The organism is Vibrio sp. TRT 17S01 (assembly GCF_050113695.1).
Lineage (GTDB): Bacteria > Pseudomonadota > Gammaproteobacteria > Enterobacterales > Vibrionaceae > Vibrio.
Genome location: NZ_JBNJOG010000007.1, coordinates 184393 through 202938, shown reverse-complemented (window position 1 = coordinate 202938; position 18546 = coordinate 184393). Strand labels below are relative to the sequence as shown.

Here is an 18546-nt window from a genome sequence, read left to right as displayed (position 1 = left end):
GTGTTAGTTCACCGCCACATTCGCTGCAACAGCGATTTGGTACATGATTTGGGTGATGTCTTTCACCGCTTGCATGATCTTGGTGTCGACTTTCGGTAACACTAAGATCTGATCGCCTTTTTGGATCTTCGCACCATGAGCAAATTCAACCAGTCCATTAGCACGAACAATGGCAATGCGGCTGTCTTCCGCGCGATCGGTAAAGCCACCTGCCCAAGCAACGTAATCATCAATAGTTGCATCCGGGTTATACACCACAGCTTGCGGCATCAAGACTTCACCGTTCACTTGTACTAAATCCGTTTTATACGGAATGATGATTTTATCACCCTGTTCCAACAGTATGTTGGCGGTGTTCGCTCGGTCTGACACGATCACTTTACCCAGTGGCTGAACTTTGCGTGCGCGCTCGGTAAATTGCAGCACCATTTCGGCCTCTTTCGCTCGAATAGCGGCTTCACCATCTGATGAGGCGGGAGCGGTAAATACACTTCTTTCCAAACGATTCAGTGACTCTTCCAGCATCTCTTTTTGCTTTTCAGCCACACTCTTGCGCAAGATATAAATCGATTTGAAATCTGCCAGCTTAGGATCGACAGGGATATGCTCTAACAGTTCATGCAGACGTGTACTCTTATTTACTGCGAAATACGAGGGGCCAAGGTAACTACCCGACACTTGAATATCCATCACCTGTGCATGAAGATCGTCGTTAAAGATGACCTTATCACCATCTTGGAGATCAAATTGCTTAAACTCCGCATAAGGCATGTACTGAGAAAATGGCCCACTCGCACGATTGCCCATCACTGCCACGTGGCTCACTTTCGCTAATGGCCGTGCATATGCCATTAATTGATCGCCAAGTGTCTTCGCGTCCTTCATTTCAAAACGGAATGGATTACGCACAGCGCCCGATACCGTCACTGCTGATTTCTGCGGTTTGACCAACAAAACATCGCCATCTTTAAAACTGATCGATGGCATATGGCCACTGCGGATAAACTCATACAAGTCAATGGTTGCGATCACTTGCTGATTACGTAAGACATCGATTTCACGATAGCTGCCACGCTCAGGGTCAATCCCACCAGCACGTTTTAAGAAGTAAAGCACGCTGTCAGATGCCATACCGGCATATTGACCAGGACGGATCACGGGACCAGAGAGAAACACACTGATGGGCGTTGATGTCATCAGATTGACGTAAACATTCACGTTGTGCACATAGACCTGACGCACTTTCTCACTGACGTAATCATTGACTCGGCTCGCTCGAACGCCTTTAACAGAGATAGGACCGATGTCAGGAATAAAGATATTGCCCTGATTATCAACCGTTGCCACATTGGAATAGTTCACCGCGCCCCAAAGCCAGATATTGATCTTATCGCCCGCGGCAATCAGGTAGTTATCGTGTAATCCATCGGTTCTTTCACTCTCATAACCACCAGCAAACAAGTTGGCACCGTACGGCGGTGGCAAGGAGGCATCTTCACTGCTCGGCAAGAGATTTCTGACATCCGTTTCTCCTGGTAACAATAGCCCCTGACGTGCTGACTTTTTATATTGCTCCGTCTGTTCAACCTGAGGCACTTTTGAATGCTGCATCGCAGACAAGGTCGTCGCTGAAGCCGGATTCAATTGCAGAGAAGAAATATCGTGATTGTTGGCAAAGGCATGTCCGGACAAACTAAACAGCAACGAACATGGAAGAAGTAACTTTCGAGTCATAACCTGCTCTCTCATCGATAATTAAAGCTCTATCGATGCTTTTTCATTAATAACGTTATTCACCAGATACCAAGGACGACGCTTGTTTGGCTCGGAATGAGTTCGTGGTGCCGAACAGGCAACACGTGTTGTTGTCATGGTTTCAGAAGTGATCTTGACGTTTCGGCAGTAATTACCCAAGGCAGAGATGTACAACGGTGACGTTTCAATTTGATACAAATTGTGCGTTAGCTGAACTGTAGAAGGTTGGCTTAGTGCATCCCAATATTTCTCACTGATCAACTTCCCCGGAACGGTTAAAGAAGGTTGTACCAGTGGTGTCTCTGCGGTCACTTCTCTTGGCTGTGAAGAACAACCTGATAATGCTATGACTGACACGACGCCAATAAGGGCTCCGTATTTTTTAAATAATCTTTTCATTTAGGTACGCTACCGCCACACAGTATTTGCGTAATCTGTCACACGCATAAATTAATAATAAAAATCAGTGACACATATTAGTGAAACAAATACATCGCACTGATAAAACTTTTGTAAGGAAGAAATCGATTTATAGATAAATTGATAACTTTAAATATTGCTATTTTTAAATTATCACTTTTGAAATTAACGAGGAGATTAATTGCATATGCAACTCAAACATAAGACTAGAGAGGCAGAAATGAGAAAGAGAGATGAGTTAGTTTTGAGTCAAAAATAAATAACTTTAAAAATCAAAAAGATATGAACATTAAAGTATCTAACGAGTGAATAAGAAGAAAAATACCCAAACCATTTCATTAGTTATAGAATGAGGTATTGTTTATATAATTGTAGTTTCAAGATTATATTTTAAAGCATCCAAACATAATTTATCTTAAGGAAGCATCATCACAAGCTTAATATTGGTATAATTACAAAAATATCAAAATAAATAATACCAATAACAAATAATAACGTGAGAATATATATTTATTATTAGAAAGTTTAATCATGTAGGAAAAAGCAACCAGAAAATTCCGACAGGTTTAAATAAAAAGCCTGAGATTCAATTCATGATTCAGATATAGATAAAAGAGTCGGAGTTCCCTCTCCTTCTCTTTACGACAGATTATTGGGGTAGTCCTGTCATGTAGGGCGATAGCTTCGTACCAGCATGTGGAGCATAACCAGCACTCCCGATGAAGCTATCTAGGGGAGATTTAGTCTTTCAGTACTTTTACGGTGTAGCTGCCATCCTTCTGGCGGTAGAGACCATGAATATCGGTTTCAAAACCTGGATAGTGCGCGCCGATATCACACAACATTTGCAAGAAATCGAGTACTGGGCGCGAGCTGTCGGTAATCATCTCACCAGGTAGAACCAAAGGCACACCTGGAGGATATGGCAAGATCATATTCGCACTAACGCGGCCAACCATGTCATTAAGTTGGATCTCTTCCGTATTACCACGCAACTCTTGCTGCCACGCTGCATGAGGCGTCACTTTCATTTCAGGAAGCACATCAAACGCTTTGTACATCAGTTCTGGCAGTTGGTATTTCTTCGTCAGATCGTGAATTCCCTGAGCCAACTCTTGAATGCGCATACCTTCATAGAAGTGTGGATCTTCTTGGTACAGTGAAGGCAGCATATTGCGAATCGTTAAGTTCAAGTCGTAGCCACGTTTAAACTCTGTCAAACCACGTAACAACTGCATTGCTTTTGATTTATCAATACCAATTGAGAATAAGAACAACAGGTTGTAAGGGCCCGTTTTCTCTACCACAATACCGCGCTCATCAAGGTACTTCGCTACCAGTGATGCAGGAATACCTGATGTTTCCAACTCACCATCTTTACTCATCCCCGGCGTTAGCAAGGTGATTTTGATTGGGTCAAGGTACATGTGATCGTCATCCATGTTCTTGAAACCATGCCAGTTATCATTTGGCTCCAGTTTCCAACATTCAGTGGTATCGATGTTCTCAGGCTGCCAGACATCAAAGAACCAACCGTCACTTTCACCTTGCAGGCGTTTGATCTCTTTACGGAAACGAATTGCTCGATCAATGGAATCTTGCATCAACTTACGACCAGTATTACCACGCATCATTGCTGCTGCCGTTTCTGTTGATGCCACAATACCGTACTGAGGAGAAGTCGAGGTATGCATCATAAAGGCTTCATTGAATGACTCTTTATCAAAATCACCTTTAATATGGATCATTGAAGCTTGTGAGAACGCGGCCAACAGTTTGTGGGTTGACTGGGTTTCATAAAACACTTTACCCGGCATCGCGTCACCACTCATACCACACTTGCCTTCATAGATTTTGTTGAAGTTAGTGTAAGGCACCCAAGCACTATCAAAATGGATATGCTTACAATCGAGTGACTCTTTGATGTATTGCGTATTGTAGAGCAAACCATCGTAAGTCGAGTTCGTCACCACAGCGTAGCTTGGCGCCGTTGCACCCGGTGTTGTTGCGACTTTGTCGGCAATCACTTCACGACTAAATTCACTTTGTGGAATACCACCTAAAATGCCGTAGGCGTTACGTGTTGGACGGAAGTAAATTGGTGTCACATCGCTCATCATCATCAGGTGAGTCAGTGATTTATGACAGTTACGGTCAATTAGCACAGTGCTACCTGCGGGTGCAGAGAACATGCCGACAATTTTATTTGAGGTCGAAGTACCGTTGGTCACAATGTAAGAGCTATCTGCATTAAACGTGTGCGCAATGTATTCTTCCGCTTGCTTGTGCGGGCCAGAGTGATCAAGCAACGAACCTAATTCAGGCATGGAAATAGACACATCCGCTTTGAAGGTGTTCGGGCCGTAGAAATCATAGAAGATGCTACCCGCTGGGCTCTTCTGAAAAGCGGTGCCTCCCATATGCCCTGGTGTACAGAAGGTGTATTTACCTTCTTCAACATATTTGAACAACGCTTTAGTAAATGGAGGCATGATGGCATCTTTGTAAGCCTCTGTCGCTTGGTTGATCTTGATAGCAATATCATCGGCCATACCAAGTGCGTACTCAAAGAAGTTCACATTTAAGCGTAGATCCGTCAGTGAAATGTCCAGCGTGGATTGCTCGTTCGCAAAAGCATACACCGGCAATTTTTCATTAATGGTGCTGATACGCTCACACAGCTCTAACGAGTATTTATCCCAGTCAAATAGCACACCACAAATGCGTGGATTCATCTCAATCATCTTGATCAGATCTTTATCATCAACCGGGTAAACCACGTCATAACCAGCTTTCTCAAGTGCTGCATGTAACTGACGAACTGGTTCTTCTTTAAAGAACACACCCATGTGGTTCAAGATAGCGAAAATATTCATTTGGACATCTCCAAGGCGAAAAAAGGCGCTCTTCACCTGAGTCAGGTAATGAGTAAGACGAGCGCCGAGAGGTAAATCAGGGGCTGGCGCGCTATACGCCAGCGAGAATTGAGTAAGTGATTGGCTTAAGCCGTTGTTTCACTCTGTTGACGTTCCATGTACTGGGCTAGGCCAGCTTTTTTGCTGTAGAACATCAAAATAACCAGTGACATGATGAAGGTCGCTGTCAGTGTGGTGCCTTCCGCACCAGCGAGAGCGATCATGCAGAATAGGCAAGCGATACCAGAGAACAACATGACAAAGCCGTTACGAGTGGTCATCCCTTCAAAACGGATCAAGTTAATGCTTGAGTAGAAGTAAGGCAGCATAGTAAGTAGAACTGCATCAGTAGTTAGCTGGTTAAACAGATCGGCTGCGTGGGCAGTTTTAGAGCTGAACATCATCATCACACACATTAACGCTGTCATTTTGATTGAAGCCAGAACCAAGCCCTTCTTAGGCACACCATTTTTATCAGTTTCACCGTAGACTTTAGGGAAGTTGCCATCACTTGCTGCACGTTTACCTGCTTCGCCCACTAACATCATCCAAGAGCCCAGTGATGTGAAACACGCTAGCGCAGTGAATGCAGCAACGAATGGTGCAGTCCAACTGCCGAAGATTTCAGTGGTAGCCAAAGCAAATGGCGCACCGGATGCCGCCACTTCAGACGCAGGGAACATGCCGCTGATCATTTGAGTAGAAATAACATAGATAATGCCCGCTAAACCGGTACCTAACATTGTTGCCAGTGGTACTGTGCGTTTAGGATTCTCAACCATACCCGAAGAAACCGCTGCCGATTCCACACCGACGAATGACCATAGGCAAATTAGGACGGCGGTGATCACTGCATGGCTGTCACTACCTGCAGACACATTCCAGTTTTGTGAGTAGATTTCAGGGCTAAAGTGAGTCCAACCTACAAATGCGGTACCTAGTACTGGAACCAAGATAAGAACGAGACCAAGCGTACATAAACGGCTGACCCAGCTACCACCTAATAGGTTCACAAAAGTGAAAATCCAAACCGATGCAATCGTCGCGATACCTGCTGGAATTGGGTTGTTCAGGATTGGGAAAAACACCGATAGGTAAGAAACACCAGTAATGGCAATCGCAAGGTTACCAATCCAGTTCGCGTGGTAGTACAGCACGCCCGTTTGGAAACCAAACACCGGAGACACTTCACCTGCATAAGCGATAGGGCCACCTTCTTGTGGGTTTTTGGTTGCCAGACGAGCGAACACAAACGCCAAGCTTAGAGCGCCGATAATACAGATCAGCCAACTGTATAGAGAAATAGAGCCGACGGTTGCCAAGCTCGAAGGTAATAAGGCAATACCACTGCCCATCATGTTACCGGCGACCACACCTGTACAGGCAATCACACCGATTTTTTTTGTATTAGATGACATAACATCTCCAAATCAATTCTAAGCGAGCGAATCCGCTCAAGCTCAATTTGTTAGCGAAGATGTTGTGCCTCATCAGCGTTAACCCCTCGCTACATTTCGAAAGGCAGACTACGCCGAAAAGTCAGAAAAAAAATAAACTTACCGTTATCAATAAAATGATTAGCTAATCATCACCTTCTTGATATAAACATGATAAACAAAAGACAATAACCCCTTTAGTTTCAATGTAATAGATAAAAACCTAAAAACTCATCCACCTCGACATAAAAACATCAACCTAGCGCTAAACCACACTCAAGGTTGTCCTTTCATCTTAAGTTGATATCAACCAAGCGGGTTTACCTCCAAGAAAAGCGCCCTCTCCCTTCCTAACCCCTGCACGAATAGCGGTGAAACATAAAAAAAGCCAGCAGATGCTGGCTTTTAAATAAAATGATTTTCGCTGTTACTTACGACGTCGCCAAGCCGCAATGCCAAACAATGACATCAGTGCTGCAAAGCCAAATGAACCACCCATCTTCAGCTCTAACACCGCTGGGTCATGATCAGAAGAGCGGAAATGGTCGTTGTATTTCGGCATGTCTCCTTTGAACTCATCGTTGTAGTCAAACAAGGTCGACTCACCACCATTAATATGCCAGTCAGTCGCATCCACAACTTTGCCTTTTAAGCTCTTACTTACAAGTAAGTGGTCTAGTGCCCCCACTTCGTCATTGAATGAGTAGCTCCAGCTCGTTGGGTGTTTCATTGCCACTGCGTTGATGTAACCATAGTTATGGTTGATCACTGCACCTTCATCACCATATTGCTCCACACCATTGACGAAGGTATTACGTGCTGCCTTGATCGTTTTGCCGTATTTCTCTTGGGAGTAATCCGTCAGAACCAGCATCGGGTCTTCCATGCCGTACGAGTTCATGTCACCCAAAATCACTTTATGACCTTTGATTTGCTCCAGAGCATCACCCAATGCAACAGCGGCTGCAACACGGAAGTTTTCACAAGAACCTTGTTTATCCGCATCTTGCATGCCTTGGCCACCTTGTTCAACAGGAGCGGCATCTTCCCAACATTTCGAGCCTTTCGACTTAAAGTGGTTAATGGCAACGGTCAGTGGATCTTTCGCATGTTTTATCTTGAAGGTTGGTGCCAATGAATCACGCTGGTAGTTCTTACCGCTCTCAATCACCTTACCATTGTCATCAACCACTTCTGGCGCTTGCTGGCTTGGCATTGGAATAACACGGGATTGCTTCAGTTTCGCAACTTTCTTACGGTAAATAACTCCCGTAGTGATCACGTCAGTCCCGATAGAGTCCATTTCATCTGTGCGGCCATCATCATTCGAGTCGATAGCAACAAAAGTATAATGTTTCTTATGCGCGACTTTGTGAGCGTACATTTCGTCAATTCGATCATTCAGTGCGGTCACTAGCTGATTAATCGCTGAACCATCACCAAAACCGTTGTTTTCGATCTCCATTAAGCCAACAATGTCCGCATCCAAACGCACGATAGCATCCACAATTTTCGCTTGTTGAACCGCAAACTCTTCTGCGTTATCAGCGCCACGGTTACATTTCTCTAGGCTTTGATTACCACAATGCAGGTTTGCATCACCGCCGTATGGTGAATTGAAATAGTTCAGTACATTGAATGTAGCGATACGTAAGTCGCCTTCTTTTAACTCTGGCGCTGCAGTGCGAGGATCGTTGTGGACAAAGTTATCTGCCGTCAGCTGATTCGTCACTGTCAGACGGTAGTCGCCGTAGCTGTAGTGCAACACACCTTCAAGGCCAACAACCGTGTCATCAATGCGGATGTAATCTTCCGTTGAGCCATCTTGGTCAACATCAGTGCGACCAAACTCAGGGTAGTAAGGGATCTGACCATCCGATGCTTTTTGATCAGACTCTACGTACAAACGGCGCTGCGCATTTTCTTGCGTTAGCTGCTGCGCTTGTTCCGATCCAGCAGCAAACATTTGGTTTGGCTGCATGTTGATACGACCTTGAGCCAACACCATGTTGTTGCGACGTGCTGGGTAGTCGTAACCGAAGGTACGGGTAACACGCATATCCAGCGCTTCTGTGGTTTTCACCAGCATGCCTTCATAACGCTCAAGTGTGCGATCGAAGTTGTCATCTGTGGCTAAAATTTCAATCTCAGATGCTTCTGGTGCTGCTTGTTCTGATTGCTTCACCCAATTGTTGTTGTCAGCTTTCAGCTGCGTATGGCTGTAAAACTCTTGCACTTTACCCTTCACACACACCACATCGCCCGGCTTCAATTCAGAGCTGGATTGGTTGGTATGAACAAATAAGCCTTCCGAAGTATTTGGGTTGTAGTCATTTTCAAGTGCTTGTAAGAAGAAACCTTTAGTGAGTCCCGTAGTCACTGCACTCACGACCCCACGTACAAAGAACTCTTCATCAGTGATGTAAGGGTAACCATCAATAAATGGTGAAGTGTCGCCTTCACCTTGGATCGCTTGAATTGAGGTGAAATTAGGTTCACTGCCATTGTCGGTACACGCAAATGGCTGTGGTAGCTCACCCGCATCTAATGAACCCAACCCCTCAATGTTATCTTTTTCCAGCGCGCTCCACTGACTCGGTTGATAAGCTGCAGATGGTGTTAAGTCAGCACGTACTAACGTGGTGTCCTTACCCCAGTAGTCACTGCTCATGTGACCAATAACATCAACAGCCTCACCATCTTTACGTAGAGCGATAGGATCGTTGCCATTAAAACTGGTGATCGAGTTTTCAACAATGTCGCTCAATGCTTTGATTTCATCGCTTGCACGATTATTGGCAACTACAAGGACTTCTTTAGCTTGCAGCACTTTGCCATCGAGTGACAGTGGTGCCCCCCAATTGCCTCCATTTGCAGACTTCACTAGGTCGTAGCCATCTAAAGACACGGCTTTATCACCTGTGTTCGCAATCTCGATTGCCTTATTGTAGCTACCGCCTTCGACATATTGAGAGATCACTACATCAGCCATCGCAGGTGCAGCTAAGGTTGCGCCGATTGCTAGCGCAAGAACATTGCGAGTAAGTTTGGTATCCATTTCCCACCTCTTATCGCCCTTTCTGATATGTCGCTCATCCATCAGAAAAGGCACTCATCATCACGTTAATAGAATTTACCTTTGAATTTTGCGCGTACAGTGTTGGACTTTTCACTGCAAACTCAAACCATTCACACTTCATATCGAGAACAAAGTCTCATTAATAGAGTAAATACTTGAAGCCAGCGCAAGGTTTCAACACTCAAAGTAACAAACCGCTAGGCATTCGATATTACAAATTGATTTGTATGGGAATTTTCTAAAATTTAAGACAAAAAAGCCCCGCACAGTTTCCTGTGCGGGGCTTTTTATTAAGAGAGGAAATTATGGGCGAGCAACAAAACCGACGGCTTCGTACACCTTTTTCAATGTTTCCGCTGCACGAGCCGACGCTTTTTCAGCACCTTGCTTCATCACTTCATTCATGAATGTGCGATCTTCACGGATACGGCGGTATTCCGTTTGAATTGGCTCAAGCATCGCCACCAAAGCTTCACCCACATCTTTCTTGAATGGGCCGTACATTTCAACGCCTTGGTATTTCGCTTCAATTTCTTCAAAGCTCATTCCTGTCGCTGCAGAGTAAAGGCCCATTAGGTTTGAAATGCCTGCTTTGCTATCCCAATCGTGAGCGATACGCGGTGGTGTTTCTGTGTCAGTCTGCGCCTTGTTGATCTTCTTAATGATCGACTTCGGCTCTTCAAGCAAGGTGATCACGTTCTTACGGTTATCATCTGACTTCGACATCTTCTTCGTTGCGTCTTGAAGGCTCATTACGCGCGCGTTTACCGTTGGAATGTATGGCTCAGGCACTTGGAAGATTGGCTGCTCTGGCGAGTAGATGTTGTTAAAGCGATTTGCAATATCACGTGCTAGCTCTAGGTGTTGCTTCTGGTCGCTACCCACTGGCACTTGGTGTGCACCGTAAAGCAGGATGTCTGCGGCCATTAGCACTGGGTAGTCAAACAGACCCACGTTTACATCACCAAACTGGCTTGAGCTGTCATTTGAGTAACGTGCTGATTTGTCTTTAAACTGAGTCATACGACCCAATTCACCCATCTGGGTATAACAGTTAAGAAGCCAACCAAGTTGAGCATGTTCTGGTACATGTGACTGAACAAATAGCGTGCTCTTCTTTGGATCAACACCAACTGCGAGACAAATTGCCAGTGCGTCTAGCGTCGCTTCATGTAACGCTTTTGGATCTTGACGAACCGTAATTGCGTGAAGGTCTACCACACAGTATTGGCAATCATAGTCGTCTTGCATCTGTTGCCATTGACGTAGAGCACCCAGGTAGTTACCGATACTTAGTTCACCTGACGGTTGAACACCACTCAATACAATGGGTTTGCTCATGAGAATGATTCCTTTGACTTCTTAATCTAAAAATGAAAAAAACCGCACGCCTAATTGTGCGGTTTACTCAGTGTACTTATTAGCAACTATTTTGCTAGATGTAGCGATGAAGTTTTCACTGCTTTACGCAGAAACGAGCACCACATCGAGCAATTGTCCAATATTATCTGCGACAAAATCCGGTGAAGCAGCGGAGATCGGTTCACCGTGGTTGTAGCCGTAAGTCAAACCAAACGAGTGGCAGCCTGCGTTTTTCGCTGCTTTGATGTCGTTACTTGAATCACCAACCATCAACATCTCTTGTGGCTGGCAACCGTGTTTTTCTAACAGCCAATTCAAAGCCATCGGGTTTGGCTTCTTTTCAGGGAAGGTATCGCCGCCAATCACATCAACAAAATACTTATCAATGCCATGCTTGGCTAAAACTTCAGGGACAAACTTCGATGGCTTGTTAGTCACAAGCGCCATAGTAAAGCCAGCTCTATTGAGTTCAGCCAAGGTCTCTTTTACCGCAGGATAAAGATGGCTGAGCTTATGGCCACTCTTTTCGTAGTAGTCATCAAAAAGCTCTCGTGCTTTGGCATGTAACTCAGGGTCAAGATCGGGTGAGACTGTCAGGCTACCACTCAAAGCGCGGCCAATTAAAATATCAGCACCATTACCAACGTAATCACGCACTTGCTCTTCTGTGACGGCAGGATAACCCAAAGCTTGCACCGCTTGATCTGCCGCAACCGCCAAATCAGGTACGCTGTCTAAGAGCGTACCGTCTAAATCAAATGCGATTAGTTTAATTGTGCTCATCGAATTACTTAACCTTTGCTAGCTCAGCGCGCATTTGGTCAATCACTTCTTTGTAGTCTGGTTGATTAAAGATGGCAGAACCGGCGACAAACATATCTGCACCCGCTTCCGCGATCTCTTTAATGTTATCAACCTTTACCCCACCATCGATCTCTAAGCGGATATCACGGCCAGATTCATCAATCATCTTGCGTACCGCACGCAGCTTATCAAGCGTCTTAGGAATAAACGACTGACCACCGAAGCCTGGATTCACTGACATCAGTAGGATCAGGTCAACTTTATCCATGATGTACTCTAGGTGAGAGAGTGGCGTTGCTGGGTTGAGTACCACGCCCGCTTTACAGCCGTGCTCTTTGATCAGTTGCAGTGTACGGTCAACGTGCTCAGAAGCTTCAATATGGAATGTGATCATCGATGCACCCGCTTTTGCAAAATCAGGAACAATGCGATCAACAGGTTTCACCATTAGATGAACATCAATGGGTGCCGTAATGCCGTAGTCACGTAGCGCCTGACAGATTGGCGCACCAAAGGTTAGGTTGGGTACGTAATGGTTGTCCATTACGTCGAAATGAACCACATCAGCACCTGCTGCGAGTACTTTTTCTACGTCTTCGCCTAAGCGAGCCATATCTGCAGACAGAATCGATGGAGCGATAAGGAAATCTTTCATACCTGACCTCTAGGTTTAGTTGGGCATCATTGCACACTGAAGAAACTCTGCGCGCAATTCTACCTAAGCCTTAGGTCAGATCATAGAATTTGTATAAGAAATGTTATTCTGTCGGTTTGAATAGCGCGAGCAATTCATCGACTTTATTGCGTCCAGCCCCATTGCGGCTGATGGTACGCTTCACCTTCACCACATTCAGCTCTGCCCCATGGTATAAGCGTCGCGTTAGCGTTGTATCATGGTTAGAAATCAGTACGGGAATACCACGCTCATTCGCCGCTTTTTCAGCAACATCGGCGAGAGCCGCTTGATCATCCAGTGTAAAACCATTCCCCGCGTATGAGGTGAAGTTTGCTGTCGTGGAAAGCGGGGCATACGGCGGATCACAATAAACCACACTCCCTTTGCGCGCGCGCTTGAACGTTTCAGGATAGCCTTCGCAGACAAAAGTGGCTTTTTTAGCTTTCTCTGCAAAAAACTCCAGTTCAGCTTCTGGAAAGTATGGTTTTTTGTAAGAACCAAACGGCACATTAAAGCCGCCTTTCTTGTTGTAACGGCATAGACCATTAAAGCCAAAGCGGTTCATGTAGAGGAAAGCCACCGAACGATACATTACATCATCAGGTGTCGCGTTAAACTGGGCGCGAATATCTAAGTAGGCTTCTTTGCGGTTGTTTTCTGGGCAGAACCAACGCTTTGCTTCAGCAATGTATGCTTCCGGGCGTTCTTTGAGCAAGTTGTACAGGTTAATCAAGTCTGGATTGATGTCTGCCAACAGGTAGTGGTCGTAATCCGTATTAAGGAATACCGAACCAGCGCCAACGAACGGTTCCACCAGCTTACGTCCCTCAGGTAAGTAACGCTGGATATCTTCAACAAGTCCGTATTTTCCACCTGCCCATTTCAGGAAGGCACGCTGCTTCTTCATCAACTGCTCTATCTATCAACCACAAGTTAAGGGAGCGGAATGTAACATATTTTGCAACGAAGCTCAGCGTTATTTCGCACGATCAATCTCTCGATGAACCTGATTCATTGATTTCGCCCACGGATCCAGTTGTTGTAGTGATTTTGGTAGTGTTTCTACCGCATCCCTAGCGAGCTGAATCGTTGGGTAATTTTGATAGGTAACGATAAACCACTCCACCCCATTTCGAATGGTCGGGTACACATACACTTTATCTTTTAACTCATAGCGGTTAATAAAGGTTTGCACCTCGGCTAAGGTATTCACCGCTGCCAGCTGCAATGTGTAGCTACGTGCTGAAAATGCCTTCAATTCTTCACGGGCAAATGAAAACTCAATGGCGGTGTTGGCAATGGGAGGCGTTGCTTCTGCGGGCTGCTCATCAACAGAAGTATTTTGCTCCGCAGCTTCTTGAACAGTCGTCACCGCTTCTGTTTCCGGTACTTTTGATTGTTCAACGACGTCATCAATAGCACTCGTATCAACACTTTCTGGCTTGTCTTCCAACAACGCATCCACCACTTCAGAAGTGATCACAACACGTTGATTATCATCGCTGTCAGAACCCACACTCGCCGTTTCAGAGGTAACATCAGGTGGTAGTGCCGCTGAGTCATCTTCTGCATCAGCCAATAGCGGGTCAGTAACATCACTAGATTCAGCTGATTGAGGGTTTGAAGCATTCTGGCTTTCTGTTTCTGCCAATGTAGGAATCACTGTCTGCTCAACAGTTTGATTGATTTGTTCTGCTTTCTCATCTGGCGTAGGTTGGTTCATCAGCCACCAGTACCCTCCCCCGATGAGTAGTAGCAGTACTAGAATAACTAGCAGAATATTCATTGGAGAGCCGACAATAGAACGAATGATGATACGTTTTTCTGGCTTATGTTCACTCAGTGCCATGATCTCTCCTGGTAATCGGTTTACTTTACGATAAGCATGTCGAATACACTTTTCCATGTCATCTTCAATGTAACGCATGACCAATTGCTCGAAAAAACGGTCAGCTTCTTCTTTTGATAACGCATCAATTTCCAAATCAATGGGTTTATGCTCTTGGCCATAACCTAAGCGAGTGAGTAAAGGCCCCAAGCTGCTGGCCTGAGCAAATAACACAACGTTAATACTCCAAGCAGGGTTGGTTTGTGCTTCAAGCACCAACATCCATAGCTCAGAAATAAATGTTTCACTCAATAAGTGGCCATCATCCACCACAATAGCAATATCACACGACACGCCATCAAACAGGCGGCTAAAACTGTCCACTAAACTATCGGCAGGATTAAACAGAGGATCAGAGACGAGTTGGGTAAGGATGGTTGAGCGGCGCTGATCATCATCTTGGTTAGGGTGACACATCAACAACGATTGGTTTTTATCTTCCGCCCATACTTCAAGGTAACGTTGCGCTAACCACGACTTTCCAGCTCCATTTGCACCACCTACGGTGATCAAATTTGAACCGAAATTAGTCAAGAGCTGCAAGCGTTCAAGCAGCTCTGTTTGAGATTCCAGATCCAACACATGAGATGCATGCGTTAAACTCATTACGCCGTCCTACAGACAGTTAACTGTCAACAAAGATTGGATAACTAGTTATACCCAAGTAATCTCAAGGTGTAATGCGAAATGATTAAAAATGGGATCACTTGGGAATATTACGACAGAAATCAATCGCCTGTTCAATCACTGAGTCAGGCACACCTTTCACAACTTCTGCACTGCCAATACTGGTAGGAAGCACCAGTCTCAGCTCACCCGCCAACACTTTTTTGTCACGCATCATATGACGCATAAAGTCATCGAATGACATACTCTCTGGTGTGTGGACTGGCAATTTAGCTCTTTTGAGTATAGAAATAATTTGCTCAACCTGCTGCTCAGAAATCAGCCCTTGCAGCTGAGCCGTCTTTGCAGCCATAACCGTACCCGCAGAAACCGCTTCACCATGGAGCCAATTACCATAACCAAGCTCTGCTTCTATCGCATGACCAAAAGTATGACCCAAGTTTAGCAACGCACGAATACCAGCTTCTTTCTCATCTTGTGCAACGACTTCAGCCTTGATCTCACAGCAGCGAGCAATGGCATACGTCAGTGCCGCCTCATCTAGGGCATACAGCTTATCCAAATTAGCCTCAAGCCAATTATAGAATGGCGCATCATAAATGATGCCATATTTGATCACTTCAGCCATGCCAGCTGCAAACTCTCGCTCAGGGAGCGAAGCTAAGCAATCTATATCAATAATCACAGATTTAGGCTGATAGAATGCCCCTATCATGTTCTTGCCTAGCTTATGGTTTACCGCCGTTTTACCACCAACCGATGAATCGACTTGAGACAACAAGGTGGTTGGTATCTGAATAAAATCAACACCACGTTGATAGCAAGCTGCCGCAAAACCGACCAAATCACCAATAACACCGCCACCTAGCGCAATGATCACAACATCCCGACTGTAGTTTTTCTCCAGAAGGTAACTCATGATCGTATTGAAGGTATCGAGCGATTTATATTGCTCACCGTCTGGCAACGCTAATAAGTCACTTTCACAACCAATCTGAGCGAGCAGATCTAAGATCTTATCGCCATACAATGGGGCAACAGTGACATTAGAGATAACCAGAACTTTTTGTTTTGCAGATAGAGAAGAAAGGAGGGCCGGATCGTTAAACAATCCGGCACCAATTGAGATTGGATAGCTACGTTCACCTAAACTGACCGTTATCCGTTCCATGGGAGACTCCAAATACTAGAAATTAAAAACGCCTTAACGTTCTTCTAGCATTTTTACGATCTCGTTGGCTACCACTTTTGCACTTTGATCGTCAGTTCGTACGGTGTAGTCTGCAATTTCTTGATACAGAGGATTACGTTCTTCCGCTAGTGATTCCAATACATCACGTGGGTTATCAGTCTGAAGCAGAGGACGTTTTTTATCGCGGTTAGTACGTGCCAACTGTTTTTCGATGGTCGTTTCTAGATAAACAACAATACCGCGAGCAGAAAGTCGATTACGGTTATCTTTACTCTTAATTGAGCCGCCACCTGTCGCAAGTACGATACCTTGCTCTTCAGTCAGGTCGTTGATCACCTTTTCCTCACGGACGCGGAAACCTTCTTCACCTTCGACATCAAATACCCAAGCGATATCTGCGCCAGTGCGCTCTTCAATAACGGTATCGGAATCAACAAACTCCATATGAAGCTGTTGAGCCAGGTGTCTACCGATTGTGCTTTTGCCGGCTCCCATTGGGCCAACAAGGAAAATATTGCGTTTCTCAGCCATGTTTAGCAGTAATTTACAACGTTAATTCAATGACATCGCCACAAGACGTGCTGGTTTTCTACCAGCTCAGAAAATGCTTGTGGCACCTATTCCTCACAGATAATTCGTGATAAGACCCGAAATTATCTAGATATGGTGCCACTAATGCAAATTTATTTTTAACTCATTGCCGATATTACTGCACAACCACCTTCGGTGTGACAAAAATCAAGAGTTCACTTTTACCCATTTGCTGGTAACTACGACGGAATAATGCGCCTAATAGCGGCAGATCGCCCAATAGCGGCACTTTATCGACCGTATCCGTTATGCTGTGCTGGAAGATACCACCAAGCACAACCGTTTCACCATTGTTGACCAAGACTTGCGTCCCAATCCGCTGAGTATTGATGGCAACCGCTTCTCCGGTACCGGTTTTCACCACATCACCAGGCCTATCCTGAGTGACACTCAAATCAAGGACTAAACGGTTATCTGGCGTTATTTGTGGCGTTACTTTCAAACTTAGTACTGCTTTCTTGAAGCTTACACTGGTTGCTCCACTCGAAGAGGATTCTAAGTAAGGGATTTCGGTACCTTGTTCAATGTAAGCGGGCTTTTTATTAGTTGTGATCAGCCGCGGGCTGGAAATCACTTCCGCTTTCGACTCACGTTGCAACGCCGAGAGTTCCAGATCCAATAAGGTATCGGAACCAAGCTTAGCCACTTGGAAGGCGATAGAAGAAGCATTGGCCGCCGTCGCTGCTAGGTTCACGTTAAGGAAATCATCAATGGGTAGCGCACCATCACCTGACTCACCATCGCCACCATAAAGTCCAGCTTGCCACAGATTACCTTCAATGGAGCCCGCTACCGAATTGCTCCCATTGGTAGACATCACGCCCCAGCGAACGCCAAGTTCATCTAAGTCACCTTCATTGACGCTAACAATACGAGCCTCAATCTGCACCTGTTTAACCGGAATATCGAGTGAATCCACAATTTCACGGATCACATCAATATTTTCTTTTAAATCTCGGATTAACAATGAATTAGTGCGCTCATCGATGCTGATTGAACCTCGTTCAGACAACATGTTGACTGTGCCTTCCCCTCCAATCATTTCAGCAATTTCAGAGGCACTCGCGAACTTCACTTTGATGATTTCAGAGGTGAGATCGCCCAACTCTTCTTCCATACGCGCTTGCTCTAGTTTCTGTTTCTCACGTAAATCAAGTTCAGCTTTAGGCGCAACCAGCACCACATTACCATCAACACGCTTATCTAACCCTTTGACCTGCAGAATAATATCCAACACTTGTTGCCATGGCACACCATCCAAACGTAACGTCAAGTTGCCAGTTACCGAGTCTGAAACCACAAGGTTAAAATCGTTATAGTCCGCAATGAGCTGTAAGACATTTCGCACTGGAATATCTTGGAAGTTAATCGAGATTTTTTTCCCTTCTTTTTCCAAAATACTCTTTTGTTTAGGTACCGCATCGGCTTCAACTTTAGAAACGACAACCTCTAAGAACTTACCATTCAGTGTGTAATTGTAGGTGTAGTCACCTTTAACACTGGCAATCAGTAAAGCACTTGGTTCTTTGCGGAATACTTCAATGGACTCCACATGCGTCGCAAAATCCTTCACATCAAGTAGATAGAGTTTATCGTCCGGAACATGCGTGTTCAGTAACTCAATACTCAACCCTTCCTGCGCTTTTTGTAAGTCAACCGCTAAACGAGGACTTTCTAACTCAATAATAATTTTTGAGTTTTGCTTTCCATCTACTCTGAAATCAATATTTTTCAGGGTATTGGAAGGGTTATCTTCCGCTGCAACACTAACCGCTGACATCAGCATTGCTCCAACTAACCA

The 18546-nt window shown here is 45.0% G+C and carries 13 protein-coding genes; all 13 read right to left on the bottom strand.

Annotated elements, in window-relative coordinates; all coding sequences use genetic code 11:
- Window positions 1–3 precede the first annotated feature (3 nt).
- Window positions 4–1734 carry a polysaccharide biosynthesis/export family protein gene (locus ACQEXS_RS13200; protein ID WP_427014132.1) on the bottom strand — a complete coding sequence of 577 codons (1731 nt, stop codon included), beginning with the start codon at window positions 1732–1734 and terminating at the stop codon, window positions 4–6.
- 21 nt (window positions 1735–1755) lie between these two features.
- The gene (locus ACQEXS_RS13195; protein WP_427014131.1) at window positions 1756–2154 is read right to left on the bottom strand and encodes a hypothetical protein; all 399 of its coding nucleotides are present in this window, start codon (window positions 2152–2154) and stop codon (window positions 1756–1758) included.
- 761 nt (window positions 2155–2915) lie between these two features.
- Window positions 2916–5051 (bottom strand): lysine decarboxylase CadA, encoded by a 2136-nt coding sequence (locus ACQEXS_RS13190; protein WP_427014130.1) that lies wholly within the window; start codon window positions 5049–5051, stop codon window positions 2916–2918.
- A gap of 125 nt (window positions 5052–5176) precedes the next feature.
- On the bottom strand, window positions 5177–6508 hold the full coding sequence (gene cadB / locus ACQEXS_RS13185) for a cadaverine/lysine antiporter (RefSeq protein WP_367987949.1): 1332 nt from the start codon (window positions 6506–6508) through the stop codon (window positions 5177–5179).
- A gap of 445 nt (window positions 6509–6953) precedes the next feature.
- Complete coding sequence (locus ACQEXS_RS13180) at window positions 6954–9584, bottom strand: ExeM/NucH family extracellular endonuclease (protein WP_427014129.1); 2631 nt, start codon at window positions 9582–9584, stop codon at window positions 6954–6956.
- 324 nt (window positions 9585–9908) lie between these two features.
- On the bottom strand, window positions 9909–10946 hold the full coding sequence (gene trpS / locus ACQEXS_RS13175; RefSeq protein WP_427014128.1) for a tryptophan--tRNA ligase: 1038 nt from the start codon (window positions 10944–10946) through the stop codon (window positions 9909–9911).
- 123 nt (window positions 10947–11069) lie between these two features.
- Window positions 11070–11750, bottom strand: coding sequence for a phosphoglycolate phosphatase (locus tag ACQEXS_RS13170; RefSeq protein WP_427014127.1), 681 nt, complete (start codon window positions 11748–11750; stop codon window positions 11070–11072).
- A 4-nt stretch (window positions 11751–11754) separates the two neighbouring features.
- Window positions 11755–12426 carry a ribulose-phosphate 3-epimerase gene (gene rpe / locus ACQEXS_RS13165; protein WP_367987945.1) on the bottom strand — a complete coding sequence of 224 codons (672 nt, stop codon included), beginning with the start codon at window positions 12424–12426 and terminating at the stop codon, window positions 11755–11757.
- A gap of 103 nt (window positions 12427–12529) precedes the next feature.
- Window positions 12530–13354, bottom strand: coding sequence for a Dam family site-specific DNA-(adenine-N6)-methyltransferase (locus ACQEXS_RS13160; RefSeq protein WP_367987944.1), 825 nt, complete (start codon window positions 13352–13354; stop codon window positions 12530–12532).
- Window positions 13355–13423: 69 nt separating this feature from the next.
- Window positions 13424–14941, bottom strand: a complete 1518-nt coding sequence (locus ACQEXS_RS13155) for an SPOR domain-containing protein (RefSeq protein ID WP_427014126.1) — start codon at window positions 14939–14941, stop codon at window positions 13424–13426.
- A gap of 97 nt (window positions 14942–15038) precedes the next feature.
- Window positions 15039–16133 carry a 3-dehydroquinate synthase gene (aroB, locus tag ACQEXS_RS13150; protein ID WP_427014125.1) on the bottom strand — a complete coding sequence of 365 codons (1095 nt, stop codon included), beginning with the start codon at window positions 16131–16133 and terminating at the stop codon, window positions 15039–15041.
- Between the two features lie 33 nt (window positions 16134–16166).
- The gene (aroK, locus tag ACQEXS_RS13145; protein ID WP_367987941.1) at window positions 16167–16685 is read right to left on the bottom strand and encodes a shikimate kinase AroK; all 519 of its coding nucleotides are present in this window, start codon (window positions 16683–16685) and stop codon (window positions 16167–16169) included.
- 175 nt (window positions 16686–16860) lie between these two features.
- Entirely contained in the window at window positions 16861–18531 is a 1671-nt protein-coding gene (locus ACQEXS_RS13140) for a type IV pilus secretin PilQ (RefSeq protein WP_427014184.1), read from the bottom strand.
- Window positions 18532–18546 lie beyond the last annotated feature (15 nt).